Origin of the sequence: Streptomyces sp. NPDC050564, from assembly GCF_044457265.1 — a bacterium.
In the GTDB taxonomy this organism is placed as follows: domain Bacteria; phylum Actinomycetota; class Actinomycetes; order Streptomycetales; family Streptomycetaceae; genus Streptomyces.
Genome location: NZ_JBITGS010000045.1, coordinates 45,312 through 70,998 on the forward strand (window position 1 = coordinate 45,312; position 25,687 = coordinate 70,998).

General features: G+C 68.6%; 29 protein-coding genes, 2 pseudogenes and 1 riboswitch. Of the genes and pseudogenes, 20 read left to right on the top strand and 11 right to left on the bottom strand.

The annotated features are described in order from the left end of the window. The first annotated feature begins 334 nt into the window (after positions 1-334). The 9 genes from ACIBK0_RS43975 (at position 335) to ACIBK0_RS44015 (ending at position 6,319) form a co-directional block, all read left to right on the top strand. Complete coding sequence (locus ACIBK0_RS43975) at positions 335-1,768, top strand: hypothetical protein (RefSeq protein ID WP_399093514.1); 1,434 nt, start codon at positions 335-337, stop codon at positions 1,766-1,768. Next, positions 1,765-3,219 carry a hypothetical protein gene (locus ACIBK0_RS43980; protein ID WP_399093517.1) on the top strand — a complete coding sequence of 485 codons (1,455 nt, stop codon included), beginning with the start codon at positions 1,765-1,767 and terminating at the stop codon, positions 3,217-3,219. The genes ACIBK0_RS43975 and ACIBK0_RS43980 overlap by 4 nt, the downstream gene beginning before the upstream one ends. 243 nt (positions 3,220-3,462) lie before the next feature. After that, a complete protein-coding gene (locus tag ACIBK0_RS43985; protein WP_399093520.1) occupies positions 3,463-3,690 on the top strand; it encodes a hypothetical protein in 228 nt (75 codons plus the stop codon). A 43-nt stretch (positions 3,691-3,733) separates the two neighbouring features. After that, on the top strand, positions 3,734-4,177 hold the full coding sequence (locus ACIBK0_RS43990) for a DUF6879 family protein (RefSeq protein ID WP_399093523.1): 444 nt from the start codon (positions 3,734-3,736) through the stop codon (positions 4,175-4,177). A 14-nt stretch (positions 4,178-4,191) separates the two neighbouring features. Beyond that, entirely contained in the window at positions 4,192-5,037 is an 846-nt protein-coding gene (locus tag ACIBK0_RS43995; protein ID WP_399093526.1) for a helix-turn-helix domain-containing protein, read from the top strand. A gap of 93 nt (positions 5,038-5,130) precedes the next feature. Further along, entirely contained in the window at positions 5,131-5,334 is a 204-nt protein-coding gene (locus tag ACIBK0_RS44000; protein WP_399093529.1) for a hypothetical protein, read from the top strand. Further along, positions 5,331-5,597, top strand: coding sequence for a hypothetical protein (locus ACIBK0_RS44005; RefSeq protein ID WP_399093532.1), 267 nt, complete (start codon positions 5,331-5,333; stop codon positions 5,595-5,597). Before ACIBK0_RS44000 ends, ACIBK0_RS44005 begins: the two co-directional genes overlap by 4 nt. Then, positions 5,594-5,821 carry a hypothetical protein gene (locus ACIBK0_RS44010; RefSeq protein ID WP_399093535.1) on the top strand — a complete coding sequence of 76 codons (228 nt, stop codon included), beginning with the start codon at positions 5,594-5,596 and terminating at the stop codon, positions 5,819-5,821. The genes ACIBK0_RS44005 and ACIBK0_RS44010 overlap by 4 nt, the downstream gene beginning before the upstream one ends. Before the next feature lie 48 nt (positions 5,822-5,869). Beyond that, positions 5,870-6,319, top strand: a complete 450-nt coding sequence (locus ACIBK0_RS44015) for a DUF6336 family protein (RefSeq protein WP_399093538.1) — start codon at positions 5,870-5,872, stop codon at positions 6,317-6,319. Between the two features lie 533 nt (positions 6,320-6,852). On the opposite strand, the gene ACIBK0_RS44020 is transcribed toward ACIBK0_RS44015, so the two are convergent. Next, positions 6,853-7,428, bottom strand: coding sequence for a GNAT family N-acetyltransferase (locus ACIBK0_RS44020; RefSeq protein ID WP_399093541.1), 576 nt, complete (start codon positions 7,426-7,428; stop codon positions 6,853-6,855). A gap of 9 nt (positions 7,429-7,437) precedes the next feature. Further along, positions 7,438-8,751 (bottom strand): hypothetical protein, encoded by a 1,314-nt coding sequence (locus ACIBK0_RS44025; protein ID WP_399093544.1) that lies wholly within the window; start codon positions 8,749-8,751, stop codon positions 7,438-7,440. A gap of 194 nt (positions 8,752-8,945) precedes the next feature. Here ACIBK0_RS44025 and ACIBK0_RS44030 point away from each other — a divergent pair, with 194 nt between their 5' ends. Beyond that, on the top strand, positions 8,946-9,380 hold the full coding sequence (locus ACIBK0_RS44030; protein WP_399093547.1) for a DUF6415 family natural product biosynthesis protein: 435 nt from the start codon (positions 8,946-8,948) through the stop codon (positions 9,378-9,380). Continuing rightward, a complete protein-coding gene (locus ACIBK0_RS44035; RefSeq protein WP_399093550.1) occupies positions 9,377-9,814 on the top strand; it encodes an ATP-binding protein in 438 nt (145 codons plus the stop codon). Before ACIBK0_RS44030 ends, ACIBK0_RS44035 begins: the two co-directional genes overlap by 4 nt. A gap of 268 nt (positions 9,815-10,082) precedes the next feature. Here ACIBK0_RS44035 and ACIBK0_RS44040 read toward each other — a convergent pair whose 3' ends face one another. From ACIBK0_RS44040 to ACIBK0_RS44065, 6 genes and pseudogenes are all read right to left on the bottom strand, one after another. Beyond that, a complete protein-coding gene (locus ACIBK0_RS44040; RefSeq protein WP_399093553.1) occupies positions 10,083-10,847 on the bottom strand; it encodes a helix-turn-helix domain-containing protein in 765 nt (254 codons plus the stop codon). A gap of 13 nt (positions 10,848-10,860) precedes the next feature. Then, positions 10,861-11,076, bottom strand: a complete 216-nt coding sequence (locus tag ACIBK0_RS44045) for a hypothetical protein (protein WP_399093556.1) — start codon at positions 11,074-11,076, stop codon at positions 10,861-10,863. Between the two features lie 820 nt (positions 11,077-11,896). Next, a complete protein-coding gene (locus tag ACIBK0_RS44050) occupies positions 11,897-12,427 on the bottom strand; it encodes a hypothetical protein (protein WP_399093559.1) in 531 nt (176 codons plus the stop codon). 180 nt (positions 12,428-12,607) lie between these two features. After that, on the bottom strand, positions 12,608-12,847 hold the full coding sequence (locus ACIBK0_RS44055; RefSeq protein WP_399093562.1) for a hypothetical protein: 240 nt from the start codon (positions 12,845-12,847) through the stop codon (positions 12,608-12,610). A 1,283-nt stretch (positions 12,848-14,130) separates the two neighbouring features. Next, a pseudogene (locus tag ACIBK0_RS44060) lies at positions 14,131-14,690 on the bottom strand (YebC/PmpR family DNA-binding transcriptional regulator); the annotation flags it as partial. 201 nt (positions 14,691-14,891) lie between these two features. Beyond that, positions 14,892-15,992: an integrase gene (locus ACIBK0_RS44065; protein WP_399093565.1), complete on the bottom strand. Its 1,101-nt coding sequence runs from the start codon at positions 15,990-15,992 to the stop codon at positions 14,892-14,894. 103 nt (positions 15,993-16,095) lie between these two features. Between ACIBK0_RS44065 and ACIBK0_RS44070 the strand changes: the two genes are divergently transcribed. The 4 genes from ACIBK0_RS44070 to ACIBK0_RS44085 all read left to right on the top strand — a co-directional run bounded on the left by ACIBK0_RS44070 (position 16,096) and on the right by ACIBK0_RS44085 (position 19,246). Then, the gene (locus ACIBK0_RS44070; RefSeq protein ID WP_399093568.1) at positions 16,096-17,529 is read left to right on the top strand and encodes a pentapeptide repeat-containing protein; all 1,434 of its coding nucleotides are present in this window, start codon (positions 16,096-16,098) and stop codon (positions 17,527-17,529) included. 140 nt (positions 17,530-17,669) lie between these two features. After that, positions 17,670-17,799: riboswitch (cobalamin riboswitch) on the top strand. Positions 17,800-17,981: 182 nt separating this feature from the next. Further along, positions 17,982-18,236: a hypothetical protein gene (locus tag ACIBK0_RS44075; RefSeq protein ID WP_399093571.1), complete on the top strand. Its 255-nt coding sequence runs from the start codon at positions 17,982-17,984 to the stop codon at positions 18,234-18,236. 319 nt (positions 18,237-18,555) lie between these two features. Continuing rightward, positions 18,556-18,960 carry a hypothetical protein gene (locus tag ACIBK0_RS44080; protein ID WP_399093574.1) on the top strand — a complete coding sequence of 135 codons (405 nt, stop codon included), beginning with the start codon at positions 18,556-18,558 and terminating at the stop codon, positions 18,958-18,960. Between the two features lie 106 nt (positions 18,961-19,066). Beyond that, the gene (locus tag ACIBK0_RS44085) at positions 19,067-19,246 is read left to right on the top strand and encodes a hypothetical protein (RefSeq protein ID WP_399093577.1); all 180 of its coding nucleotides are present in this window, start codon (positions 19,067-19,069) and stop codon (positions 19,244-19,246) included. Between the two features lie 180 nt (positions 19,247-19,426). Here the strand turns inward: ACIBK0_RS44085 and ACIBK0_RS44090 are convergent, their stop codons facing one another. Next, complete coding sequence (locus tag ACIBK0_RS44090; protein WP_399093580.1) at positions 19,427-19,651, bottom strand: hypothetical protein; 225 nt, start codon at positions 19,649-19,651, stop codon at positions 19,427-19,429. Between the two features lie 11 nt (positions 19,652-19,662). Between ACIBK0_RS44090 and ACIBK0_RS44095 the strand changes: the two genes are divergently transcribed. The 3 genes from ACIBK0_RS44095 (at position 19,663) to ACIBK0_RS44105 (ending at position 21,909) form a co-directional block, all read left to right on the top strand. Then, positions 19,663-19,887 carry a hypothetical protein gene (locus ACIBK0_RS44095; protein WP_399093583.1) on the top strand — a complete coding sequence of 75 codons (225 nt, stop codon included), beginning with the start codon at positions 19,663-19,665 and terminating at the stop codon, positions 19,885-19,887. An 805-nt stretch (positions 19,888-20,692) separates the two neighbouring features. After that, positions 20,693-20,989 (top strand): hypothetical protein, encoded by a 297-nt coding sequence (locus tag ACIBK0_RS44100; RefSeq protein WP_399093586.1) that lies wholly within the window; start codon positions 20,693-20,695, stop codon positions 20,987-20,989. Beyond that, positions 20,989-21,909, top strand: coding sequence for a Crp/Fnr family transcriptional regulator (locus tag ACIBK0_RS44105; protein WP_399093589.1), 921 nt, complete (start codon positions 20,989-20,991; stop codon positions 21,907-21,909). The genes ACIBK0_RS44100 and ACIBK0_RS44105 overlap by 1 nt, the downstream gene beginning before the upstream one ends. Positions 21,910-22,037: 128 nt before the next feature. Here the strand turns inward: ACIBK0_RS44105 and ACIBK0_RS44110 are convergent, their stop codons facing one another. Together ACIBK0_RS44110 and ACIBK0_RS44115 are read right to left on the bottom strand one after the other, a co-directional pair. Next, positions 22,038-22,928, bottom strand: a complete 891-nt coding sequence (locus ACIBK0_RS44110; protein WP_399093592.1) for a hypothetical protein — start codon at positions 22,926-22,928, stop codon at positions 22,038-22,040. A gap of 127 nt (positions 22,929-23,055) precedes the next feature. Beyond that, positions 23,056-23,232 carry a hypothetical protein gene (locus tag ACIBK0_RS44115; RefSeq protein ID WP_399093595.1) on the bottom strand — a complete coding sequence of 59 codons (177 nt, stop codon included), beginning with the start codon at positions 23,230-23,232 and terminating at the stop codon, positions 23,056-23,058. Between ACIBK0_RS44115 and ACIBK0_RS44120 the strand changes: the two are divergent. Beyond that, positions 23,231-23,674: pseudogene (locus tag ACIBK0_RS44120) on the top strand (hypothetical protein); the annotation flags it as partial. The gene ACIBK0_RS44115 and the pseudogene ACIBK0_RS44120 sit on opposite strands and share 2 nt — an antisense overlap. A 54-nt stretch (positions 23,675-23,728) precedes the next feature. Then, positions 23,729-23,959, top strand: a complete 231-nt coding sequence (locus ACIBK0_RS44125) for a hypothetical protein (RefSeq protein WP_399093597.1) — start codon at positions 23,729-23,731, stop codon at positions 23,957-23,959. Positions 23,960-25,687: the final 1,728 nt, after the last annotated feature.

Genomic DNA, 25,687 nt, shown 5'->3' on the forward strand with positions numbered 1-25,687 from the left:
CAACCCGACTGCGCACGAACCTCGACCGGTTGCGCAGCCCGATTGCGCACCGCCCGTCCGAGGCTGCGCAGCGGGCTGCGCACCACATGCACGCCAGGGCTGAGACACGTGGTGGGCCCGACCATGAGCCCAACCACGGCAGCTAGACGGGCACGTTGCCGGACTGTGACCGATGGTCGGGGCTGGTGGCCGTCAGCCTGGTCGGGGCCGGCGGGTGAGCTGACGGCATGGCACACACGCACGCCCCCGCACCCGGGCCCACCGGACGCCCCACCCCGGTGGGCGCGGCGCGCTGCCTTGGCTACCGGGCGCGGCCTGCGTCGAAGGCAGCGCGATGAGCGGCTTCGGAGCGGGGATCCGCCGTGGCGCGATGGCGGCCGATCAGTTCACCCAGATCGCCAACGGCCTGTTCCGCGACACCAACTTGTCCTACAAGGCGAAGGGGATCTTCGGGCACATCAGTACGCACCGGGACGGCTGGCAGGTGACGATCGCCGACCTGGTCCGCTTGGGCCCCGACGGACGCGAAGCGGTGCGCGCCGGCCTGAAGGAGCTGGAAACGGACGGTTACCTGATCCGTGAACGCCTGCGCCGCCCGGACGGCACCCTCGGCGAGATCGTCTATTGCATCACCGACCGCCCGGCCACCCTGGACTTCGCGCTGATCGAAGCCGACCCGGTGATCACGGCCCCCGAGGCCGGGCACGACAGCGGCTTCGGGGCGGGGATCCGCCGTGGCGCGATGGCGGCCGATCAGTTCACTCAGATCGCCAACGGCCTGTTCCGCGACACCAGGTTGTCCTTCAAAGCCAAGGGCCTGTTCGGACTGCTCAGCACTCACCGGGACGGCTGGCGGATGACCGTCGCTGATATCGCCCGCCGAGGCCGCGACGGCGAGGCAGCCGTGAAGAGCGGGCTGAAGGAACTGGAGAAGCACGGCTTCCTGGCCCAGGAGCGCGAGCGCGATCCCGGCGGCACCCTCGGCGCGACCGCGTACTGCATCACCGACCTGCCCAGCCTGCAAAACCACAGGTCGCAACCAGAGTCGGGTTTTCCACCGGTGGATAACCCGACGTCGGCTCATCGGCCCACTAAGAACACGAACAGAAAGAAGACCAACAAACAGAAGACCAGACCCCTCCGTCCGTGCGACCGCGGCACAGCCGCGCGGACGCCTGGAACGACGGACCAGCCGGAACCGACAGCGCCCTCAATGGCCCCGTCACCGGCAGACGAGCTGCATCCGGGTATCCGTCTGCTGCTCGAGATCGGGGCGAGCCGTCCTGAACTGCTGCTGACCGGGAAGCCGCTGACCGATCAGGGCCGAGTAGTGACCGTGATGATGGACGCCGGCTTCAGCAGCGAGCAGCTCCGGCACATCATCACCGACCGCCCCTTGCCGCACCCAGTGCGTACCTCGGTCGGGGCGATCATCGCCGCCCGTCTGCGAGCTGCCCAGGCCTACCCGCCCCCTTCCATCGCGGCGGGCCATCACGACGCCCCGCCGGCGGATGAGCTCCTCGAGCGGTCGACGATGGCTGCCGCCCGCACCGTGAGCGAGGCCCTGACCTACCGGGCCCTCGTCGAATGCGCCGGCTGCGGCGTTCCCGCAACCGCCCCCGGCGAAGACCTCTGCCCGGCCTGCCTCGGCTGGCCGCTGTGCCGCACCTGCCCGGGGCCGACCCCCCGGCGCGCCCACCCCGACAGCGACGGCCGCTGCACGACGTGCGCCTCCGCCCTGACCCAACTGGAAGGAAGCAGCTCATGACCGACACGCTCCACGCAGCACCGCCGACCGCACCCTCGCAGCACCAACGTCCCTTCACCCTCGATCCGCGCCGGTGGGAGGCGGAACGATCACGTGCCCTGCGGACCGGCCACGTCCGCGACACCGCGTGCTCAGCCGAGTGCCAGCCCGTGCTGGTGTACGAACGCACCCGGTGGGGCTGGCTCGCCTGGACCGTCCCCAGTGACGGCACTCTCCCTGAAACCCCTCATCAGATTGGAGTGCTCACACCTGACGCGACGTGTATGCAGCGCCTGGCCCTTCGCTGGCTGACCAGGCGTCCAGCCCAGCGCATCGCCCTGGCTCCCACGATTCCCGGATCCCTGAAAGTCTCCGCCGCTGCCGTCGCGCTCATCGCCCTGGTCGCCGGCCTGTTCGCCATGGGGCGTGGCGTCCCCATTGACGTCGCGTTGCCGGCGATGGTGCTCGCGCCGCTGCTCGCCGAGCAGCTGCCGGCTCGACTGGATGCCCGGGCCCGCGAGCACGTCCGCAGCGTCGAAGGCAGCGGCGCCTGCCGGTACATGCAGCGCCTCGCCGCCCTGCACACCTACCTCGTCCAGGCCGCCGCTGGCAGCGACCGCTACGAGCTGCGCCGCTCGGCCGAAATGAGCCGGCACATGCTGTGGGACGCCGCCGGCCTGCTCCAGACCCAGAACACCCGCTCGGCCTCGGCCGAACTCATCGCCCGCGAGCGGCTGATGGTCCAGCTCGCCGACCAGGTCGCCCAGACCCTGAAGCGCACCCACACCGAGGACAGCCCAGCCGATACGAGCCAGCCCCGCAGGCGAGAGCGGCCGTTGGGCCCGTACCCACCCGGCTCCGAGCAGACGAGACGGCCAACGCCTCAGCACACGCGCCGCACTTCACCGATGAAGGGACACCACCCCATGGCCCAGCCCGAACCCGACCACGTTCGCACCGCGGACGTATACCTGCTCTACGCTCACGAGCCCTACTACCCCGGCCCCGGAGCCCAGGAGTTCAATACCACCCTGGTGGCCGCTGCCTCTCTGCTCCACCCGCGGGTACGGCAGCCCGACGGCGCCCAGATCCACGACCGCCTCACCCAAGGGCGCCAGCCGGGAGAGATCATCCCGCTGGCCACCCTCACCCACGAACTGGACGGCGGCGCCGCCTGGCCGACGGTCGGCGACTGGGAAGGCGTCACCGCCGACCTGCTGCAGCTCGTCCGCGAAGGAGAGTGCGATGCCCTGAGCCTCGGCCTGCCCGAGATCGCGCGGGCCCTCATCTGTAGCGGCCCGCACAGCCACGTGCGCTCCTACGACGCGGCGGCCGACCAGTTCATCGCTTACGGGCCGACGGAGCGCGCCGCCGTCCTGGCCGAGATCGACATGTTCCTCGCCTGTCTCGTGGCCGAGCAGGCCCTCTGGCCAGGCGACGGCCTGCTGCCCCCGTTCACCCGCCACCCATAATCACCCGTCCTCGCTCAGGGTTCGTGCGCGATCGTCGTCGTCCTGGTGGTCGTCGCTCGACGTGCCGAGCCTGCCGCTCCACAACCTGATGCAAGCCCCCGCCTCACCCCCCCAACTGGCGTGACAAATGGAGGCTTTCGTCGCTCTGGAGTGCGTGCAAGTTCGTGCAAGTTGCTGGCGCGCGGGGGTGACCCGGCGCAAGCTCGGTCATGTCGATCGTCACCGAGGGCACCGGAGGACACCATGGCGTTGCACCGGCTGGGCAAGGACCCGGAGAGCCCGAACAACGGCTCTCCGACTGTGTACCTGGACGACAAGACCGGGAACTACATCCTGCAAGGATGGCGCGTCACGGACGCTGAGCGCCTGGCGCAGATGGACGTCCCGGATCATGAAACGGTGATCGAGTTCCCGAGGCGCATGGTGCAGTTCTTCCCGGAGGTGAGCGGTGGCGACGGAGCCGACGTTTGAGGATCTGTTCCGCTCCGTTCAACACAGCGCGTATCACCTGGAGATGAGGGACGCATACGGGCTCGATGACGACTACCGGGAGTGGGCTGCGGGCAGCCGCTTTGATCCTGCGGAGCGCTGGCCCTGGTGGATCGAGCTCGTCTCCGCCTCGGTGGCCCGTGGCGTGGCCGTGCGCCGTGCGCGCGTCGTCTCCGAGCCGGTCTCGCCGTACGTGCGGTATGAGTACGAGCTGACCAGCGGGCACAACGTCAAGGCCGGTGAGCTCGTGCGCTGGCTGCCTCGTCGGCAAGCCTCGGGGCTGGCGTTGCCTGGTAATGATTTCTGGCTGTTCGACGGCACGTCGGTCCTGTTCAACCACTTCGCTGGTGACGGGACGATGACCGGCGAGGAGCTGGTCACTGACCCCGCGGTGGTGGAGCTGTGCGCGTCCGCGTTCGCTGCCGTGTGGGAGCGCGCGACTCCCCACGAGGAGTACCGGCCGGTCTGACAGAGCAGTCGAACGTGACTTCATCGTCCAGCGTCCAGCAAGCCCGAGAGGCTCTCGGTAAGCGCCTGCGTGAGATCCGGAAGGACTCCGGACTGACAGCGCGGGAGCTCGCCTCCCGGGCCGGCTGGCATGAAAGCAAGTGCAGCCGCATCGAGAACGGCCGTACAGCGCCGTCGGACGACGACCTACGCGTGTACACGCTGCACTGCGGCATGGCGGACCAGACGGCCGACCTGATCGCCACGGCGCGCAACATCGAGGGCGCCTACGTCGAGTGGCGGCGCATGGAGCGGTCCGGGCTGCGCCGTGCGCAAGAGTCGGTCATCCCGCTGTGGGAGCGAACGAGGCATTTCCGTGCCTACTCGTCGTGGCTCATCCCCGGGCCGCTCCAGACCCATGCCTACATCGAGGCTCTACTCACAGCGATTCGCGACAGGCGCGCGCTGCCTGACGACCTGGAGGAAGCCGTTCAGGTCCGCGTGGACAAGCAGCGGATCTTGCACGAGGGGCCCCGCCGTTTCGCTGTGATCCTGGAGGAGAGCGCGCTACGGCACCGGATCGGCGGCGCTGCGACCATGGCCGGTCAGCTCGGCCATCTGCTCTCGCTGGCCACGTTGCCGAACGTCAGCCTTGGCGTGATCCCCCTCAGCGCGGACCGCACGGCGCTGTGGCCTGTTGAAGATTTCTGGATCTTCGATGACGCCCATGTCAATGTCGAGTTGGTGTCTGCCTTTCTGACGATCACTCAGCCGCACGAGGTCGGCATGTACGCCCAAACCTTCGCCGACTTGGCCGACCTGGCTGTCTACGGGGGCGCCGCACGCGCCCTGATCACGTCGGCAATCGACTCTCTCGGGTGACGGTGCGCAAGCTCGTGCAAGTTCATTGAGGCCGGCTCTCCGCCATTCCTAGCTTTGTCGTCATCAGGACGACGCCCGCGAGGGGACGGCCCCATGACTCACCCAACGACCTATCCCAGTCCGCCTGTTGAACTGCCGCTGACGCTCGACGCCGATCCTCCTCCGGTTGCCGACTGCGATGTGTGCGCTGCGCTGGACAGAGAGCGCAGCGCGGCACGGGTCAAGGGCGACGGGTCCAAGGTCTCTGACTGCAATGTGGAGATCGGCAGCCACCCGCACAAGGGGCGCCGCTCGTGATCCCCATGGAGCAGTACAAGAGCTCTCGCGCTGAGGCCGAGCACACCGCAGCTCTCTTGCGTGCAGCCCTCACACGCGCCGGAATCCCCGAAGAGGCAGCCGGACGCGTTCGGGCCCTGGTAACCGGCAAGGGCCGCGCGTATGTGGAAGTCGGAGCGCTCCCGCTCGACTCAGCGGTGAAGCTGCTCAACGCGCTGCCCTTGGCCCTGCCCCAGGGCGGCACCGACGATAGCCCCATGCTGCCCGCTGAGGCGTTCGGATGAGCCGCGCGGTCCTGCGCTACGTGCGCCACAGCATCCGGCATGAGCCCGGCAGCGGAGCCACGTTCGAAGCGTCCTGCGTCACGGCGGACTGTGGCGAGGGATCCGGCCCTCTGGAAGAGCAGGAAGCGGCTCAGGACTGGTGTCTGCGCCATACCGGGCGCACCGGTCATGATCTCTTCCGTCGTGTCGTCACTGACCATGCCCGCGTGACCCGCGAGGAGTAGGGACTCCGGCCCGGTGAGGACGCCCTGCGCTCGGATAGCGTGCCCTGCATGACGGGCACGAGGCGCACCGAAGCAGAGCCTGCCTCTCCAGGGGCCACGGACGAGGACGGTGTACGTCTGCCGCGGCTGCGCTTGAAGGACGTGGTGGTGCGAGGTGCGGTCCAGGGGATTGCCGCCGTCGCCCTGCTCTGTGCCGGCACGCCGTTCGTCGCCGGCCATCAGGACCGCGAAACCTTCCTCGCCGTGGTGGCAGGGTTCGCCGCGGTGCTCGCGGGGACGGGGATCGTGATCGGGGGCTTCTTCTGGACGGCCTGCGCGGGTGACATCAGGCGCTGGCGCGACTGGCGCACGATCACCGGCCAGACAGGCGGCGTCATGATCATGGCGCCGGTACTCGTACGGTCGGGCGTCCTCGCCCTGGTGTTCTTCCCCGGTGCCCTCGGGCTCTACCACCTGGTCGACAACGCCGCCTACGACAGCTGGCTGTACGGGAGTTGAGCCAGAACGCGGGACGCCCCGGACAACTGCCCGGGGCGTCCTGGTGGTTGCCGCCTACCCTGCGCGCAGGACGGCTCAGCGGGAACGGCCGGCTGCCGCCGCCGCGGCGGTCACGGAGGATGCTGACGTCGCCGAGCATCTCGCGCAGCTGCTCCTCCTGGGCTTCGGCGTACGCGTACCGCTCGGGCAGGGTCTCCAGGAGGTGCTTCCACTGGCGTTGCCCGGCTCGAACGCAGGTTCCTCCACTTGGTGTGCGCGAAGCCGAGCTCGTCCAGGCGGGGAGGTGCGAGGCCGAGGGCTCGCCCCGTGTCCAGGAGTTCCTCCTCGGTCCGGGCCGGCTCCCACCTCCCGCACAGCGGCGTTCGGATTGGTGGCGATGGACGGGGTTCCGAACGGCAGCGGCAGGATGGGGATGACGGATCGGCCCCAAAATCATTGCACCTGCGGGGGACACGAGTCCTCGCAACTCGGAGCCCGGTCCCACATGCCGGCCCAGGAGCCGACTCGGCGTTCCGTCGGCAGGCAGGGCAGCGTCAGGCTGCGCTTTCGACGACACGAAGGAGCAGCAGGTCGAACTCCGGCCCACCGGGCTCGTTGCGATACGGACCGGCGTACTCGTAGCCGAGTCGGGCGTAGAGGTCCTGGCCGTGTCGGTTGGAAGGAAGTGCGAGCAGCGATGACCACTGTGGGGCAATGGCCTTGATCAGTTCGGCGTGAAGTCGGGAGCCAATGCCCCGTGACTGCCACGGTGGGCGGACCGCCAGCTCGCACAGCCCCATCAGGCGCTCGGTCCGGGCCGCTTCGGGGACCTGGTCGACCAGCCCCGGGCCGAACCAATACTTCGAGGAGCAGGGGAAGGCGTAGCCGAAGCCCACGGCGTTGCCGTCGGCGTAGGCGACGACCAGGGTGAACCCGGGGTACTTGAGGTGGCCGTTGATCTGGCGGTGGAGCGCGGGCACGGACAGGCCCATCGCCTCGGCACCGGGGTTGGCAACCAACTCGGGGTGGGAGTCTGCCCAGATGTCGGCGACGACGTCCATCAGCGGTGGGACCTCGCCTGGCCCGTAGGCGCGGACTGCCACATCGGTGCGGGTGCTCGGGGTGGTCACCGTCTCCTCCTAGCTGACGCCGGCGATGGTGCGGTACTCCTCCAGCCAGTCGGCGACCGCGGGGACCGCGGCGTGCCGCTGGAGCGCGCTCCCGACGTTGTGCAGCTGCTGCAGCAGACGGTCGGAGCGCACCTCGGGTAGGTACGTGAGGGCGCGCCCGGCGGCCTCGGCCGCGGCTTCCGGCTCCGGGCGTTCCCTCACCGCATGTTGGACGGCAACGTCGGCCTGGTACAAGGCACGGTTGCGGGCGAACTGATCGCCGTGGAGCAGGACGGCCTGCTCGGCGCCTGCGGCGGCGCGTTCGTGCTGGGCAAGGTCGGCGCGAGCGAGGGCTTCGAGTCCGGCGAGTTCGCCGGGGCTGAAGAACTCCAGCCAGTCCGGGTCCGCCTCCGCCGGGCCCTTGACGTAGAGGTGGTGGGCGCGGACGATCGCCTGGTCGGTGGCGCCGGCATCGCCCATCAGGGCCCAGCCGCCGGCCTCGCGCATCGCGAAGAGGGAGAGCATCCTTGGCGAGCCGTAGGTGCGGACCGCGCTCTGTGCACCCTGGGCTGCGGCGATCGCCTCGCGGGGGCGGCCGGATGCCTTGGCCAGTAAGGACAGGCAACCGAACGCGTGTGCTTCGAGTCCGCGGTCATCGGCCACCCTGGCGGCGGCAAGGGCTTCGTTGTACAGGGACCGGGCGTCGGCGGCGCGGCCGGAGTCGTACGAGAGCCACCCGGCCGCGATGCCCAGGTGCCCGGTGGCTGAGCGCAGCTGGCGCTCCGTCCGGTCGGTAAGGCGTCCCTCCTGCAGCCAGCCGTACGCGGTGTGGAGGGCCTCGGACGCCCTCTGGCGCAGTGCAGCGGAGCCGTGGTCGTGGTCGTGCGCGTAGATCGTGCTGACGGCCCGGTGGACGGCGCGCACGTTGGTGGCGCCGATCCGGCCCGGGGCCTGGTCCCGTGAGGACCGGCGGGGGAGCAGGGTCACGGCGGCGCCCGCGCCGTCGACCAGGAAGGCGCGACGGTCCACCGGTTCCTCCCGCGGTTCCGGCCCGCTCACCGCGGCGGCCGGTGCAGCCGATGCTGTCGGGAGGCTGGTCCGGAAGCCGAGTTGGGCCATGGTGCGTCCGGTCAGCTTGGTGAGGATGCGCCGATAGACCCCGCGGGGCAGCTGGACCTCCCCGTCCTCCCATGCGGCGATCAGGCGCGCGGTGCAGCCGACCGACTCGCCCATCTCCTCGCCGGTCGCGATGATGAACCGCGCGAACTCGTGCCGCGACATCTGGAACTCGCCCTCGCGTACGGCACGTAGCGGGGCGTTGGGGTTCGGGCGGCGGTCAGCCATTCCGGCTCCGGGCGGCATCCACGATGACGGGTGCGGCGACCGTACCGCCCCCACTCTTCTCCTGCCCTGGTCTTGGCCACAGTTCACCCCGCCGGGGCCGACTTACATCGTTCTTGCATCGCGCTGGCGTCGCGCCTGCTGCACCGCTGCTGATTGCGTGGACCGTGACGTAACACCTGATCAGGGAGGCCGCCGTGGCGAACGCTTCGAGCAGCGGTACGGCGATGATCCGTGCGAGCACAGCACCCTGCAGAGCGGCGTGCTCCGACGGTCCGGCTGAAGTCGACGCCGATACGATCCGCCAGACGTACGAGGCCGTCCTATGGACGGGCGCCCCGGGCGATGAACAGGAACAGCTCGGGGACCTCTTAGTCGGGCACGTCCAGCTCCTATTGCCGGAGGTCTCCGAGTACGTGCCCCGCATGCGAGGCGCGCAACAGAGCACCGCCCTGCACGTCATCACCCGCACACGTCACCTGCTTGAGGACGGGCCCGGCGCCTCGCCGCAGGAAGAGACGTCCCGCATCTGGAATCTCGCGACGCAGTGCCGAGCACTGCTCACCCTCTACCTGCATCCCGGCCCGCTGAACGAACGGGCCGTCGGGGACCTCGACGAGCGTCGATCATGACCCGCACGTCCGCAGCGCAACCCCGCAGCACCGGGCACCCCGGCTACACGCTGACGCAAAACCGTGTCCTGGAGGCAGCGGAGGAAGCCCGGCGTCTGACCCGCGTGGCACTGGCTGCGTGGGGCCTGGACGACGACGCGGAGACGGCGGCACTGATCATGTCCGAACTCGTCGCGAACGCGGCCCGCCACGCGCGCGGCCCCAAGATCCGCGTCACGGTGAACCGCCCGGCGGACAACCGGATCTACCTGGCCGTGGTCGACCGCGCGCCCCACCAACTGCCACAGATGCGTGCGACCGACCATGACGCCGTGCAGGGCCGGGGCCTATTCCTCGTGGACGCGGTTGCCGACCGGTGGGGCTACGACTTCATGGGCGCCGGCTCGCAGCCATGGGGCAAGCGCGTATGGGCCGAGTTGACGGTGACCCCGTGAGATTCTGCAGGACCGAGGTCGTCGAGACCGTGGTCCTGGTACTCGTCGCCGGCTCGCTCGTCTCCGTGCTGGTGCTCGCGATGACGTAGGCCTCGTCCCGGCAGTGCCGTTGGGATGGCACGCACAGACTCGCTCGACGCTCTCCCTCGTGGGCGCGAGCGACGCGGAGCCCCCGGTGGCTGCACCTCCACCCGCAGCCACACCGGGGCTCCCGGACTGGACTCCGGATAAGCTCGATATCCGGAGTCCAGACGGGTCGATAGGACGCTCAGCTGGCCGCCTCGAATTCGATTTCGCCGCGATCCCTCCCGCGCCACAGCCCAGACACCTCCTTCTTGAGGGAACGAACCGGCTCAAGGAGTTGCTCAAGGAGGGGAGGGTTGAGGGCTTCCTCAATGCGACGGGGATCGTAGATGGGCAAGTCGTCGGGAGCGGCGCGATGGGCGGGAACCCGCATCTCCTTCTCCGACTCCCGGCGCCTCCACGCTCGTGTCCACGCCTTGAGCCATGCACCACGGTCACCCTCGGGCACGTCGCAGACGTTGAGGAAAGCTACGAGCTGTTCGAGCTGCAGCATGGTCTCCCCGAGAACCATGCGGTGCAGGGTGGTGTGGGGAAGTAGGCCGTCCCCTCCGGCTCGCCGCTCGATTTCCTCGATCGGCATGGCGCCACTTCTGTAGTACAGGTATTGCAGTGCCGCGATCATGTCTGCAGGATCTTTGACCGCGCTCGGCTTCGGCGGAATGGTGCGGACCACCTCGCTCGTACGGTGCTCCTCCCACCGGGCTTCCCGCCATAGCTGCCGCGCGTGGGCGACGTTGCCCCCGCACGCGCGCGTGAAAGCCTCCACCACGGGCAGTCTGGGGATCTTCTCCCCGGTTGTCGCGCGGGACAAGGTCGTCGAGCTGTAGACCGTCCGCTCGGCCAGCTGCCGGTACGACAGACCCGCCTTGCTGTGATGGATCCGCAGCCAGACGGCGAGTCGCCCCAGGCTCCGGTTAGGGGTAGTGATCGGCTTCTCCGGGCGTCCCACAAGCGCCGCCCCCTCACATACCGGGGGCAAGGGGAGCGCGGCGGGCCACGTGAATCCCGATCAGACCACCGCTGGCCAGGATTTCCATGATCGCGGTGACGGGCATCCCCGCATACACGAGTACCGCACACAGGGTTATCACGATGATGACGACGGCGGCCTCCGGCCCATTGAGCCGTTCCGGCGCGGTCGGCCTCTGCGCACACGCGTGACGCTGACGCTTCTTCATTTCTCGATCTCCCTTGGGAGTTGGGGCGCCAGAGGAGAAACCTCTGGCGTCACGGACGGGCTGCACAACACTGCTGGGCGACTGCAATCACCCGGCTGGAGCATGGTGGCACTAGATCTGGGTACCGCCACAACCGTTGATGCACGGGCATCCCCGTACGCCTAGTGACAGAAGTGACGCCTTCCGGAAAGAGTCGTTCCGAAAGGCCCTGACCTGCGGCGGAACGAGTTCCGTCAATTGTCAGTGCCCCGTGGTAAGGAGAATTGATTCAGTCGCAACCCGATTCTTGTTGCAGGCGTACGCCTCGCCTTGCGAAGCTCCAACAGGTTCATTCCACACGCGGAAAACGTCTCGAAGCACGGGCTGCACAACCACTGCTCACAGACACGAACCTGATCGCCGAACCGGCTGCAACTGGAACGGCACACACGGGAGCCCCGGCATCAGGATGCCGGGGCTCCCGTGTTCTCGGACCTAACAGTCAGCGCGGAGCAGGCAGAGCGGCGGGCGCGTCACCGGTCACCAGGGAGTCCCGACCAGCCGCCAGTTCCGGCACGTACTTCCTGGACGCCCTCCGTTGTTGAACACCCTTGTTGGACGCTGGAAGCCACTTCCGGCCCGGCGTGTCGACGTCGAGGCGCCGTTGCCCAACAACCGATCGGTTCTTGGACAGCGACCTGTCAGGCATCACCGGATGATCGGACGAGTTGGCGAGCATCCGGCGGACGGTCTCCGGATGCCACCGCTACGGCAAAGGATCGGGCGGCCCGCTGTGCTCGACCTGCCTGGAGATCGTCGAACAGGCCCGAGGCAAGCGCGGCTAGCCCGGCTGGCCACCCTCGAAGGTCTGCACGACCTGCTCCACCTGCTCCAGGAAGTGCGCTGCCGCCTCCCCCCACCGGTCCTTGGCGGCCGCGTGGGAGATGGCACGCTGGTCGGCTGCCGAGTTCGCTGGATCACGCCAGACGTCGACAAGGGCGGACAGGGTATGGCGCATCGCAAGTCCCGCCCTGGCGACGCGCGGCGGCCCCACGACCCAGACCGTCCGGTCCGTCCGGTCGACTTCCCTCAGTGCGGCGTTCACGGCGCGCCAGGCCGCGCGCTGCTCTTCGGGCTGCGGCTGGGTGACGGTGTGGCCGATGACGGTGTTCAGCGCGTCGTACACGGCGTCACCCGCACTGAGCAGTGCCGCATACGCCTCCTGCCGGCGCTCCCTGAGCCACTGGTCGAACCCCTGCTCTGCTTGCACGTGGACCTGGCGGACCATGGCCCGTCCAGTCGCCCACGCGGCCAGCGCGGCTCCGCCCGCTCCCGATGCCCCTGCGATGACCGCCGCCCATCCTGCGTCCATGAGGCAGTCCTACAGCACACCGATCACGTACGTGCTCGGCCCCGGTCTCCTATCTCTGGCCCGCGGCTACTTTGCACCGTGGGCCAGAGATAGGAGACCGCGGCCGTGATGGTCGGCGTCCGCACCGAGCAGGGTGTGACCGACATGGCCGTTGGTCACACCCTGCTCGGTGCGGGTCTCCTACGAAGTGGGCGGTCCCGACTGCGAGGGCGTCGCCGGCGTCGGCATGGGTGTCGACGTGGGTGCCGACGGGGCCACTGTCTGCGGCATGGCGGCGGACGGGTCCCTGTCCATGAGGAGGAAGAAGACGGTCACCACGGTGAGGCCGACCACTATGGCCGCCCCCAGCTTCTGGTCTCGGTAGGCCGCGTAGACCGCGGCTCCGCCGAGCGCGAGGCCGACGATGAGCATCAGCGTCATCGGGCACCGCCGAAGGGCGGCTTGGCAGAGGGCATCGTGCAGGGGAAAGGGCAAAATGGGGTCCCCCTGTGTGACTTCAGGGCGCACAGCCCCTTAGTCTCGGTTCCAGCGCTGATGGCTTCGATCCAATCTTGATGTCGGCTTCTGGCAGGAGCACGAGTCGGGTGGCGGACTGTCGGACTACGTGAGCGGCCCCCCGTTGGCGCGGGGGGTCGTTTTTTGCCTCCAGGTGTCGAGGGCGGGCATCGGACTACGTGGTGACCCACAACGTCCCGTTGGCGCGGGTGGTGAGACTCAGGCAACCGGGGCTAGCTTCAATCTCGGCCCCAATGTCCTTGTTTCACCGTGCTGTTGGTCAGAGCAGAAGAGTACGCAGTGCGGAGTTGACGGTTGTAACGCCACCCGTGCTGGATGCACCCCCCGGCAGACAGCTGGGGGTGCGCAGTGCTCGGTCGAGGGGCGTCACTCGGTCAGGTCTCCTCACAGCAGGACGGGTCGCTCGACGCAACGAGAGGGACCTCCACTCGGCCGGAGCGCGAATGGGACCCCTCCGTCATGCCGAAGGGATTTCGGTGAGGAAAACCCTACTCAGCACGCTGACAACCAGGGGGTACGCGGGAGTACGGTCGGGTGCCTGACGGTCCGTCAGGAACTGAGCGGGGGGAACGTCTTTCCGATGGTTGTGTAGCGTGGTTGTCGTGCTCCGTCCCGAGCGCTGCCGATGGGCATTCGTGCAGCTCAGAGCTGTGCCGGTCGTTCGTCGGGATGACATCTGGGGCGGCCTCGCACCTTCCGGGGCGTGACGGAAGTCACCACACGAAGTAGGTACGGTCCGTGTCGGCCTTGAGCGGAGAACTGCTCTTGTGCGCCCACCACGTTCGCGCCGCTGCTGGCTGACGAATCGTCTTCTTCGCAGGCGGGAGCCCTTATCGGCGACCTCTGTCGAGCCTCTGACGACCTTGCCCTTAGACGCCAGGAAGACCTTCTAGAAGGTGTTGTCCTTGTCGTCCAACAAGCTCTCCATCTACCTGATACTCAACGACCTCCTCCACGGAGTCGTTGATGAGGAAGGTCATCGAGACAGTGCTGAATACGTGCCCCTCGACACAACGGACGATGGTGCGCTCCATCGAGTTGTCGAACTTGCCGCCGGCGTGGAGGGTGTCAACCTTCGCCTTCCCCATCGCTGACGCCGTCGATCTGGACGAGCACCTTGTCGGAGTGACGCTCCGTCTCCTTCGCAGGTAGAGCGCCTTCTTGGGGTTCATCGTCGAGCCGATGACCTCGACCATCGGTTCCAGGGAACAGATCTTCCGGGCGCCCTCCTCGTCCAGCTCGACCTGCATGGTCGGGACGAAGTTGGCGTCGGCGGAGTCGTAGTCGATTCCGGCCTCCTGGAGCGCGGTGCGCACCGCGACCAGGTCGGTGGCCTCGGAGATGACCTCGAAGGACTCACCGAGGTCGTTGACCTCCTCGGCACCCGCGTCGAGCACGGCACCCAGGACGTCGTCCTCGGTCAGCTCGCCCTTGGGGACGATCACGACGCCCTTGCGGTTGAAGAGGTACGACACGGAGCCCGGGTCGGCCATGTTGCCGCCGTTGCGCGTCATGGCGACGCGGACGTCCGAGGCGGCGCGGTTGCGGTTGTCGGTGAGGCACTCGATGAGCACCGCGACACCGTTCGGGCCGTAACCCTCGTACATGATCGTCTCGTAGTCGGCGCCACCGGCCTCGAGACCCGCACCAGATGTTCTTGATCAGCTTCGCGAAGAGCTTGCCGCGCTTGGCATCGATCACGACCTGCTCGCCGCTTCGTCGTGGCGCATTGAAAGTGGCCGGACATCTACCTGTCTCCTTGCCGACCAGGTGCCACTTCCTGCCGGGCTCTCGTTCCGCCTGGTGGTGGACTTGCCCTCCTTGGAGAAGACGAAGGCGACAGTGACGTCCTCGACGTTCCGCGAAGAAGCCGTTGTTTCCTCTGCAGGCCAATGACCTTGGCCGCTCCGTACATGGGGGCGCGCGGGCGGGTGTTCCGCAACCCCGTCTACAGCACGCCGATCAGGGCGTTGTCCTCCGACTGGTCGACGACTTCGAGGTATCCGGCGAGCACCTTGGAGCGCGGGGCCCATCCGCCCTGCTTGGCGATGACGATCTGGTCGTGGCCCTTGAGGCGGGAAGAGGTGGCCAGTCCGCGGCGGGGCGAGTGTCCGGTGAACCGGATCTCGATTCCGGCGCGTTCGCCGGCGCGGGTGATGACGTCGCCGATGGACTCGGGCTGTAGTCCGCCCTCCATGAGGGTGTGCCAGCGGGAGTGCAGGCGGCGCCACGCGTAGTCGTCCGGGTCGGTCAGTGCGGCGGCTTCCTTCCATGCGGTCCAGGCGCGGACCGGGCAGATGGAGGGGCGGGAGCCGTATGGTACGGGCACGACCCTCGGCCGGATCTTGGAGACGCGCATGTCGGCGACGAGTCCGCCGGTGCCGTCGGCGTAGTCACGGACGCGGTTGTGGGCGAGCTCGTGCTCGCGGCCGGCGACCGCGAAGTGCATGAGGACCAGGGCGCGGTCGCGGATGCCGCGGAGGTTGTCCGGGCAGGCGGCGCGGATCGCCGCGAGGTGGTCGACGAGCAGCGGCGCGGCCTGGCCGCGGCCGCGTGTCTCACCGTTGGCCTCCATCTCCTTGACCAACTGCTTCAGCCGGTTGCGGGCGAGGCGGGCGACGCCCTCCTCCAGCTTCACGCCGTGCTCGGTGCGGGCGGAGACGACGGTGCCGGAGATGCGGCGGTCGATGGTGGACGGGGCGGTGCAGGTGCCCTTCTTCCAGCCGGGCTGGGTCCACAGCCACTCGACGAACATCACCAGGGTGCCGGAGGTGACGGCGAGCAGCGGTACGCCGCTGTCGGCGCAGAACTTGCTCCAGCTCGCCCAGTCCTGGGCGTAGCCCTTGCGGGTCCGCTCCGGGCGGCCGTCCGCGACCGCGCGCACGGCCTGTCCGTCGATGTGCTCCAGGGCGGCCCGGGTCGCGGTGTCGTATGCCTCGGGCCGGACCGGTGCCGCCGGGGTGGTGGCGACCGGTACGACTGTTACCCGACTGTCTGTAATGATCCGTCCCGTATGCCGTAGATAAGCCCTGTTCTGGACTCCGGACATGGGGTGCATATCCGGAGTCCACGGCGGGCGTGCCCGCGGCGGGCGCATGAGGCGGAGAGGTTAAGACGCAACCGGCGCGGGGCGTGGATTGTCTTGATGATGCGTGAGAGCACATCTGCCCCGGCGCCGGGCCGAGCGGCGCGGCCTGCGCCTCTGGCCGGTCGGCGCCGTTCTCGTCCTGGCCTTCGCCACCGCGATCATCGTGGCCGCCACGGTGTTCTACACCGGATGGGACCTGCTCGGCGCCCGGGGGCTCAAGCCCGAGCACCGCATCGACTCCACGACGCTCTTCGACCTGGTGAAGCTGTCCTTCGGCGTGGTCGCCGGGGCCGGCGCCCTGGTCGCCCTGGTGGTGGCCTACCGGCGCCAGCGCGTCGATGAGGACGGCGCCCTGCGCGAGGCCACCCGCCTGCACACCGAACGCTTCACCACCGCCGTCTCCCAGCTCGGCGACGAATCCGCCGCGGTCTGCCTCGGCGGCGTGCACGCCCTGGCCGGCCTCGCCGACGACGCCCCCACCCGCGACCTGCGCCAGACCTGCATCGACGTCTTGTGCGCCTACCTCCAGCTCCCCTTCACCCCCGACCCCGGCACCGACCCCGCCCACCAAGAGGAACACCACCGCTACCTCGCCTTCCGCAAGGTCCGGCACACCATCCTGCGCCTCATCGGCGACCACTACCGACGCCCCTGGGGAACCCACCGCTCCTGGCAGGGCTGCGACCTCGACCTCACCGGCGTCACCATTGACAGCGACATGGACTTCCAAGGGGCGAAGTTTTCCGGCGGCAGCGTGTCCTTCCGCGACGCGACGTTCTCCAGCAACAAATGGAACTTCCGCGACGCGACGTTCTCCAGCGGCTCGGTGTCCTTCTACGGGGCGAAGTTCTCCGGCAGCGACATGGAGTTCCAAGGGGCGAAGTTTTCCGGCGGCAGCGTGTCCTTCCGCGACGCGACGTTCTCCAGCGGCTCGGTGTCCTTCTTCAGGGGGAAGTTCTCCGGCAGCGACATGGACTTCCAAGGGGCGACGTTTTCCGGCGGCAGCGTGTCCTTCCGCGACGCGACGTTCCGCCGCGGCGAAGTGTCCTTCGGGGGCGCCACCTTCTCCGGCGGCAGCGTGTCCTTCGGCGACGCCACCTTCTCCGGCAGCAACGTGACCTTCAACGACGCGACGTTCTCCGGCGGCGAGGTCTCTTTCGGCGCGAGCTTCTCGAGCGGCCATGTGACCTTGGTCAACGCGAGGTTCTCCGGCGCCGATGTGTCCTTGATCAACGCGACGTTCTCCGGCGGCGACGTGTTCTTCAACCACGCGACGTTCTCCGGCGGCGAGGTCTTCTTCATCAACGCGACGTTCTCCGCCGGCAGTGTGTCCTTCGGCGACGCCACCTTCTCCGGCGGCGAGGTCTCCTTCGTCAACGCGACGTTCTCCGGCGGCGAGGTCTCCTTCTCCGGAGCGACCGGCGAAGCGCCATCTGGCCTGGTGCCATCAGGATCGCCGCCGGTCGGGCTGATCCTGCCTCCAGCTTGGTCCAGCTGACACTGTGACGCCGGAAACCCCGGTTGCGGGCCCCGGCTGTCCTCCTGAGTGCCCGTCACGATGACTCTGGGATTCGGAGACGAGGACGTTATCCGGGACTCATGCGGGAGGGGAGGAGCGGGTTGTGGTCCCGCGTGCCGCACCGGGCATGGAGTACAGTTGCGGGCGAGCAGTCGCAGGGGAATCCGGTGAAAATCCGGAACTGTCCCGCAACGGTGTACCTCCCATATGGGAGTAGTCCGAGGACCTGTCTGCCCGAACGACCCCGGCGCCTCGCCGGGTCCTTCGGCAGGGGCACCGGGACACCACGCACGCGGACCTGATGCCCAACTCGAAATGAGTTGGGCTTCTTTGCTGTCGTACCCTCTGCTTCCCCGCCGAAGGGCTGGAGACCCGCGACCGCGGACTCCTCACCCAGGGCCGCAGCGCGGCCCGCGAGCGGGAGACCGATTTTGACCGTGCACATCGACCCCGTCGGCGGCGTCCTCCTGGTGGTGGCGCTCGCCGTGGGGTACTTCGTTCACAAGCACACCCAGCAGGCCCCGGCCGGCAAGGGCGCCATCGTCGGCGCCATCGTCTGCGCCACCTCGGTGCTGACCGCGCTGGTGCTCATCCTCGGCGGCGACCACACGGAGCCTCCGGGTCCGGCGCCGACCGGGGGCGGGACTCCGTACGTACCGGCCTCACCGCCGACTCCCGGCCGCTGAATCCGTGGGCGCGGCTTGGTGCCTGGGACCAAGGACCACCTGCCCGGTCGATCCGCGCGCACCTCGCGGCGCCCGACCGGCTGGAGCTGTACGCCTGGCTGCTGGCGTCGGGCTGCTGCGGCTCGATGGCCTGGTCGTCGAGTCGGACACCATGCGAGCCCCCCCGTGGTGGTGGGCTCGTCGAGGGCGTCGGCTGCGGTCAGGGAACCCTGACGGCCTGGATGCGCACGGGCGCCATCGCCCAGCACTGTTACCGTCACAACGTCGCCTTCGACGCCTCCGAGGCCGAACTGTCCATCCTCGCCCGCACCTCCGAGGTGTGCGAAGTCCTGGCGGTGGACAGCATCACGGCGGCAGCCCCCGCTTCGTGGAGCGCTCGCTGCGCGGCGGCGAATGGGACCCGGACAAGGGCGCCAGCATGCTCACCTTCTTCGTGGGCGGCGGGTGCGTCATGGCCTTCGGAGACATCTTCAAGACCTGGTCCCGGAAGCGGCGCCGAGAAGTGAAGCTGATGGCTTCCGGACTCCTCAACTCCGCGAATGTCGACGCCGTGTTCCCCGGCCAGCTCAGCCTGTTCGACGACCCCGCCGAGACGATCACCTCCCGCGACACGCTGCGGCGGATACTCTGCGAGACCACCCCGGAGGCCGCTGCCATCTGCACGTTGATGCTGCGGCGCCCGGAGCTGAATCAGCGCGAAATCGGCGCTCTGCTGACGGCATGAGCGATCGCGCGGTCGAAGGCCGGCTCCGCCGGCTCCGCAGCACTGCTCGCGGGCTCGCGGCGAACGGAAAGATCAGTTGTCCGCACTTCTGCGAGGCGGGCCGGCGGTGACCGTACAGATCGCCCCCCAAGCCGTGATGATCCTCGTCATCGGCTGCATCGTCGGGCTCACCGTCTACAGGCACACCGCTCGAACCCATACCGGCGCCCCGACCCGGGGAGACCTGGTAGGTGCCATCGGAACGGCGGTGGGCGTCATCACCGTCCTCGCCTCCTCCTCGGCGTAGGAGGCGCTGGCGAGACGGCGCAGGGCCCCAGCCCGACACCAGGGCCGACGGCTCCGACAAGCTCGGGACCTCGGATTCCGTGAAGCGGCGGCCTCTGCCGCCGGTCCGGAGCGCATGGTCTGGCCCCCGGTAAGTCGCTGCCTACCGGAGGCCAGAGGTGCGCGGCGTGCTGAGGACGCGTCAGGCTGAGAGGTCGGGCGAATCGCCGATCGCGCGGCCGCCGGCTCCAAGGGTCCGCCGCTCGCTCGGGGACGTCGCCGGGTGGGCGCCGAGCACTCCACGGGCCCGCAGCTCGTCAAGGTCGGGGAGACGGACTCCGGGGAGTGCGTCGAGGAGGTCGGCCTGGGCGGCGCGGATGCTGTGCGCGTCCTGGGGGCCGGTGCCAAGGGTGCGGCGGGCTGTCACGCGATCATCGTATGGGCGACAACGACCACCACCCACCCATCACTACGCAGGAGGAAGTCACGGCGGTCTTCAACTTCGGTGGCAAGCAGGTCGACAGCAGCGACGCCGACGCGCTAGTGAAGGCAGCGGAGGAGTCCGGCGTCGCCTTCGGCGGCTCGCTTATCGTAGGCAACAGCTACGGCGTGACCGGCGGCACGGTGCACTGCGACGTGAAGGGGATACAGGACGGGAAGTAGTCCGCCCTGGGGATACAGGACGGGAAGTAGTCCGCCCTGCGGACGGCCCGCATCCTATAGTTCGGGGCTGTCCAGTTACTCGCTGCTGTCTCATCTCTGGTTTCACACCAATGACGTGCAGGATCACACGGATTCAGTGATCAAGTTGATCCTTGATCACGTCAAGTTGCCGATCGAGAGTGAACTCAATCGATCGAAAGATGACTTCATTTAAAAATTGATCTTTCGATGGCCCTAGCATTTGCAAGCGGGCAAGCCGGACTCCGTACACGGCGACACCACGACGGAATCCATCACGTGAGGGGTCCTGGAGCGCATCACGCTTACTATCAATCAACTGAGGGGTTTTTCGCGTACGCTACGGGGTTATCTAGTGCGTGCTGAACGGCTTCGGAATGGTCTCTCAGCATCAGGTGTCCCTGGGGGTGGCTCCCTTGGGGACGCCCGAAGATCGCGAAGGCCTCGCCCTCTGGGCGGGGTCTTTCGTGTATCTAGGCCCCTGCGGGGCGCCGGGGAAGCACTCGTTCAGGGAATCGCGACGGACGATCCGTCAGGCATTGGCCAACGAAGGTAGCCGGGGTAAAAGTTGACTGTCATTCAACTGGCACTTCCTGAGCGGATATACGGACAGCCGACAATTGGTCACCCGGATGCCATGCCGTAGCATGCGCATAACCGGTGGTGAGTTCCTCGCCAGGGCGCACGCGACACCGGCCTGCACACCAGAGAGAGACCATTCCGCCGGACGGTCGAGCTTCGGTCGCACGATCGAAGCTCGGCCCCCATCTCCTATGGGAGAAAGCCGTTGTCGCAGGAATTCCTGGCGGCGGTGCTGATCTACGGGATCACACTGACCGCCGCATGTCTGGCCATCTGGCTGCTCAAGAGCAAGCCCGTGAGGATCGCCGCGGTGATCGTGGCACTCGCGACCCTGGTGGCCGCGCTCGTCCCCGTCGTCAAGATCCTCGTTCAGGATCCGGGGGCCACCACGGTGGTGGCCCCGACCGCGCCGGCCCAGTCCAGTACCGCGCCCTCCCTGGCGCCCACGGACGTGGCGGGAGAGTCGAGCACGTCGCCCTCCACTGACACCGGGGTGAAGTGATGGGCGCGCGGGAGATCTCCCTGAGCCCTACGGCCAACGCCATCGCCTCCTACAGCAGGCAGGCCGATCTCAAGGCCGTGGACAGTATCCTCCAGGCGGCCAACGCCCAGGCCGTCACCGGCTTCGCGGGCATGCCGAAGTCTCTCGTCGAGACGAAGGTGCAGGACCTGAGCGCGGCAGGCAGGTCCGCGTTGGCGGACCTTGCCCGGTACGTACTGCCCGTCTCCAGCCTGCTGGAGCTGGCCTCGGTTGCTCGGTACCGCGTACACCCCCGTGGGACGTCCACGCTTATCCGCAGGACGTCGGGACACGTGCTCTTTCTCATCGACGGGTGCGCACTGGAGGAGACCACCGATTCACAGACCGTACGTCTGTGGCGCAGCGGTGCCGTCTTCGGGGAGCAGCCGATCGTCCACGGCTTCTCCCCGGGCTCGTCGAGGACGAACGAGACCAGGTACCTGAACTTCCTCTCCGAGAGCAGGTGCCTGCTCATCCCCAGGGACAAGTTGCGCACCTTGGCGCTGTCCGATCCGATGACGATGCTCATGATCTCCAGGATCGGGATGGACAGGACGAACGTCATCGAGCGGCTCTACACAGTGACCCGGAAGGCGCCGGTGTCCCGGGTGGCCACGCTTCTCGACTACCTGGCGGGCGAGACCACAGTGATGCGGCCCAAGACAGTGGAGAACGAGGAGAAGCAGCTCGTCGTGAAGCCGATGCGCAACGCCATCGTCGAGGGCCCGACGCAGAACGACATCTCGGAGGCTCTCACCCTCGGACGCGCGACCGTTGAAAGGGCCCTGGGGGAGCTCCGCAGGGAAGGTGCCCTACTCCGTTTCCGCAAGGGCGAACGGACGAACCGGGTGTACGAGATTGCCGACCGTGACCTTCTGCAGCAGATCGCGCGGGGCGGCTGACCTCTGCCCGCCCGTATGAAGAAGGCCCGCACCGATCGGTGCGGGCCTTCGACATGTCCGCCGTGAGCTGGAAGATCAGGTCACCTGATCCGATCTCGCGTGCGGATCGGAACGGCCAGTAGCGACGGCTACGAGCCTTCCGGATCACTGTCGTCGGCCGGCTCGGGGAGCTGCTCGGGGACGTTCCGCAGGAGCGCTGCGGTCATCGCGAGCAGCGTTTCGGCCTCCGCCCGGCTGTAGTCGAAGTCCTTTGTGACCGCGTCGTTGTGCATGGCGCCGGAGGTCTGGCTGTACAGCGCGTCCTGGATGCGCCACCAGCGCTCGGTCTGGGTGCACTGGTTCGCGAGCTTCTTGGAGCCGGGATTGTCCCAACCTGCGTTCTGCTGGATCCACTCCAGCGCGCGCCGCACTTCCAGGATCGTGCCCCGGACGTGGTTGGTGGTGATCAGCCGCTGGGCCTCGCGGAGCGCTTGGCCGGGCTCGGCACGCCGGGAGTCGTGGAGCGGGTAGGGGACGGCCATCTCGAACGCCGCGGACGGGGAGACCTGCGCGAGCTGCTCCTCCCAGCGGCTCTTCGGGATGGTGATGTAGTCGGTGGCCTTCGCGGTGCCGGGGTAGCCCACCGCCTGCGGAAGAGTCGCGTCCACCTCAACCTCGAACCTGACGTCGCCGGTTCTGCCAGCCTCGATCGCGTGGAGCTGCAAGGACGTCAGCGGGAACACCAGGGGCTGCCGATGGACGGTGACGACCTGGGTGTAGGCCAGGTTCGCCGTGGTCCGGCCGAGGCGTGCCCGGTTGATCGGGGGAGCGGCGAACCCGAACAGGGTCGCTTCCAGCGCCAGGAGCTTCCCGGCCTCGGTGAGCGGTGACACTCCGATCGCGGCCTGGAAGTGCAGTTCGTGGCCGCCGATCGAGCGTTGAAGCGAGACCTGCTCGCCCACTTCCAGCGTGAACCGGGTGTTGTTGTCCTCGAAGCGCAGTTCCTGCACGGGTTCCCCCAGTTGGGCACGGTTGATCACCCAATTCTGCCCGCCATGGTGTTCGCGCCGCCCCCGGTTTCCCACGGGCCCGCAGTGCTGCCGACCACCAGGCGCCGGGTGGGGCCCGTTGTCGCTACTGACCGTTCCGATTCTCTCCGAGGGCCGCCTACAGCTGCGGGGCCTGGTCGAACTCGGCGGCCGCGTCGGTGGGCTGGGGGCCGTCCTTCCGCTCGAAGTCGGCCACCTTCCAGCCGCCGTCGTCCCGTGCAGCGTGCCCGGACCGGTCACCACCGACCGGGGAGCGACACCCCCGGGCGAACCTGCTGCATCCAGCGGCGATCATGAGCAGCGAGTCAGTAGCGTGGGCCGACCCCGACCGCCCCACGACGAGGCCGCCGCCCCATGCCCACCATCACCGACCACACCGCCTACTGGGACCGCTACGCCCACGGCGTCCCCGACGAGACGCGCGAGGAGGCATTGGCCGGTGCGTTCGGCTGGACCCAGTACGCCGGGCACGGGCCCGGCCCCGAGCTCCTCGGCACCCCCGCCCGCGCGCTCGAACTGGGCTTCGGCCGCGGCAACGCGGTAGCCGCCCTGGCCTCCCGCGACGTGCAGCCGACGGCGTCGACCTCTCCGGCGTCCAGTGCGCCAAAGCCCGCGAACGCTGGGGCGATCTCCCCGACGCACGGGTCATCGAGGCAGACGTCTGCGACTTCCTCGCCCAGCCCGGCGAGCCGTACGACGCCATCTATTCGATCTGGGGCGCCCTGTGGTTCACCGACCCGGAAACCCTGCTGCCCCTCGTACGCGACCGGCTCGCGCCCGGCGGCCGACTGGTGTTCTCCCACGCCCCCGCGGTCCCCGGCTCCACCGGCATCCAGGGCATGTACGGCGCCGGATTCACCGGCCGCCGCACCTGGATCTACCGATGGGCCTACGAACCCGAAGGATGGGCCGACATCCTCACCAAACACGGCTTCCGCCAGATCCAGGCCCGCATCCTCGACGCCCCCGACCCCGACAACGTCGGCACGCTTGTTGTCGAGGCCACGAGCCCAGGCCACTGACCCGGCCAGCGGCAGGTAGCCGGGCGCCTTGCCGGACCCCTGCACAGCAGCCCAGCACGCCGCGTACCGTGGGGACCGGAATCCTCATCGCGCAGCGGGGTGAAGTCGACGTCGATTGCGGTTCCCGGACCACTTCCTCGCCGTCGCCGACTTCATCATGACGGCCAAGAACGACGGCATCGCGGGCAAGCTCCCGAAACGCCGAATCCTGCAACATCTCTTGCGCCTTCTCTTGCGGCTACTCCTGCGCCATCCCTTGCAACATCTCTTGCGCGAGCCCTTCAGGGAGGGACAACGTTTCCTCAGGTCAACCACGGTTTTCGAGCTTGGTCGGGGGTCTGACATCCCCTTAGCTGCCACTTCTTGCGCGCTGGTGTTGGAGAGTGAGTGAGGGATGGGGGCGGGTGTAGTCGGGCGGGGGCCCCGGGGTCGGGGCGCGGCCTGGCGCCTGCTGGCTCCGGCAGCCGGCCTGACGGCCGCCCCGGGACGGCACGCCCGGGCCTGACGGTCCGCGTGCCGGAGGGGGGCCGCCCCGCTGCGCGGGGCTGGGCGCTGCGCGCCCGGAAGGGGGGCGAGGCCGCTGCGCGGCCTCGGTGGGAGTGTTGGGCGGGCCGCTGACGCGGTCCGCGTGCCGGAGGGAGGCCGCCCCGCTGCGCGGGGCGCGGGGGTGCGTGGTGAAGCGGGGCGGTGGGTTGCTTGCTGGGCTTTGGCCTGCTCCGCAGGCGGGTCGCTCCGCCGCTTCGCGGCGGTGGGTGTGGCGCTCCGCGCCGCACCTTGGTGTGGCGTGCGCTCCGCGCTCGCCTTGGTTTCGCCGCTTGCGCGGCGGGGTGTTGCGGTGCTCCGCACCGCCCGTCCGGTCGGGGCTTGTCCGAGGAGGGGGTGGCGGGGTTGGGGGGAGTGCACTGCCGTTCTGTGTGCGAGCGGTCGTCTTGCGGGGCAGCGTGGGTGGTGGTGTGGGTTGGTTGGGGGTGGGGTTCAGTTGGTGGAGCAGCCGGTCGCAGCCCGTCTGAGGGCGGAGTGCTCACTGTGTGCGGTGCCGACGGTGTCGGTTCGTTGTGTGGTTGAGGGGCAGTGTCCGTAGCGCTTGGCGTTCGTCTTGCGTGGTCGTGTTCTGCTGCGCCTGCGCGGGCTGGGTTTGCTGCGGGGTTGTTCTGTGCGGGGTGGTGCCGGGGAGAGGCGTTGTGCTGTGTGACGGTGTCAGTTTCAGGTGCAGTCAGTGTTGTTGTGTTCGGCGGGCATCGTGATGCGGCTTCGATGGGATGGCGGGTTGCTTGGGCGGGGGAGAGGTGTTGGGGGAGAGGCGTGCGGTTGAGGGGTGAGGGCTGTGGATTTTGCTTCTGCCGGCCTCGGCCCGGGTGGGGCCGAGTGCGGGTGAGTGCGGCTTTGCCGAGGGATCAGTGGTGAGGTTGTCGCGTGGGCAGGCGGCGTGCTGGTCGTCTGGGGAGTCTGACTCGGCTGTGAGGTGCGGCAAGAGGGGGGCCGCGGAGGGGACTTGACGGCCTTGCTCTTGCTGTCCGAGGAGGGCCGGGCTTCAAGCGGGTGCCTCCGGCGGGCGCCGGGCCTGCCCAAGGGGGTGGGAGGTGGTGTGCCGGGTGCGGGTCGGTGGGTGGCTGGGGTGTGGGGGTGGGGGGGGGGGGGGGGGGGGGGGGGGGGGGGGGGGGGGGGGGGGGGGGGGGGGGGGTTGGTGGGTATTTTGTTAAAGGAGAACGAATGAGCGATCGTGGGGAT